Origin of the sequence: Alteromonas sp. BZK5 (assembly GCF_014349115.1) — a bacterium.
Taxonomy (GTDB): Bacteria; Pseudomonadota; Gammaproteobacteria; order Enterobacterales; family Alteromonadaceae; genus Alteromonas; species Alteromonas macleodii.
Genome location: NZ_JACSOE010000249.1, coordinates 1 through 1,496 on the forward strand (window position 1 = coordinate 1; position 1,496 = coordinate 1,496).

At 43.4% G+C, this 1,496-nt stretch carries 1 protein-coding gene; it reads left to right on the forward strand.

The window, feature by feature from the left end:
• Positions 1 to 71: 71 nt before the first annotated feature.
• Positions 72 to 1,313 carry an arginine N-succinyltransferase gene (locus tag BIZ39_RS21725; RefSeq protein WP_187448102.1) on the forward strand — a complete coding sequence of 414 codons (1,242 nt, stop codon included), beginning with the start codon at positions 72 to 74 and terminating at the stop codon, positions 1,311 to 1,313.
• The last annotated feature ends 183 nt before the right edge of the window (positions 1,314 to 1,496 follow it).

The following is a 1,496-nucleotide window of genomic DNA, read 5'->3' on the forward strand; positions in this document are numbered from 1 at the left end:
GAAAGTGTTTAGGCTTCAAGCAGCCAGCGATTGTATTTAAAGAAATGGCATTGGCTGCTTGATATTGACGAGTGTCGCACTTCGCAGTTGAATTCGGGCTTATATCAGACACTGCTTTTAGTTCAATGAACGAAGAGCAACTAGCTTTACTACCCAGCGATCTTACTTTACTTCCCATCGCAGTGCCTACTATTGAAATGGGAGGAGGCTCCGTCCGCTGCATGGTCGCGGGTATTCACCTTGAGTGTAAAACGATTGGCGCTAAACAAACTACGACTAATAACATCAGCTTTGACACCCGCGTGAGGCTAGCAAAAGGTGATGACTTGGAAGGCTTGCTTGCGTTAGCTGAAGCTGCATCGCCAGGTATGACAACCTTCCCACCGGATAGAGCAACGCTTGATAACAAATTAAAGCGTTCAATTAGAGAAGAACAAAAACTTATGCGTCAAGAGCGTCCAGACTACCTTTTGTTTGTATTGGAGGACCTTCGAACTGGCAAGCTTATTGGTACATCTGCAATTTTTGGTGAATTAGGAAAAGAGGACAGTTTTTATAGTTACAAGCGAGAAAAAGTCGCACAGCGAAATAAATCACTAGGCGCACACTACACCCACGACATACTGCACCTAAGTCACCATTTTGAGGGGTACGCGGAAGTGGCATCACTCTACTTACTGCCTGAATACAGAAAACACTTCAACGGAAAACTACTTTCAAAAGTACGCTACCTTTTTATGGGTTTACATCAGCATGTATTTCCAAAGCAAGTCATGGCCGATCTACGAGGCTATGTAAATAAGGATGGGGAATCGCCTTTCTGGAATGCCGTCGGACGTCACTTTTTTCCTATGACATACGCTGAAGCGGATTTATATGGTGCCGTAAACGGAAATCAATTTATTGCTGATTTAATGCCCAAACTTCCACTGTATGTAAATATGTTACCCAAAGAGGCTCAGTCGGCTATTGGTAAACCACATAACGACGGCCAACCCGCTATGGCAATGCTAGAAAAAGAAGGGTTTAAATTCACGAACTATATCGATATTTTTGATGGTGCGCCGAGTATGGAAGCTGAAGTTTCAAGCCTAAAAACTGTCAAATCAACAAAGCAAGTAAGAATAAAAGTTGGCGAAGGTACAAGGCGCGGCACCGAGAGTAAAATGAAGCTTATCGCCACGTTAAGCCAGCCTTTTTATGCAATGATGGCAGAAACCGAAGAACAAGACGAAATAGCTGTTATTTCTCGCAAAACAGCACAAGCATTAAACGTTAGCTCGGGAGATACCATTTTACTTTCAGATGTTTAGCCTCGTACGTATATCCAAAAACCGCCGTTCAATGACGAAAACTCGGTGTGCGCTTTACGCTTAACTAAAAAGAAAGCCCGCAAATGCGTAATGCCAGTCAGTTAAGCTGACTGGCATTTTTCTTTGTGGGGTATTTAGTCGGTCTTTTCCTCACTACTCTGGGGTAATACCTGTCAGGTCGTT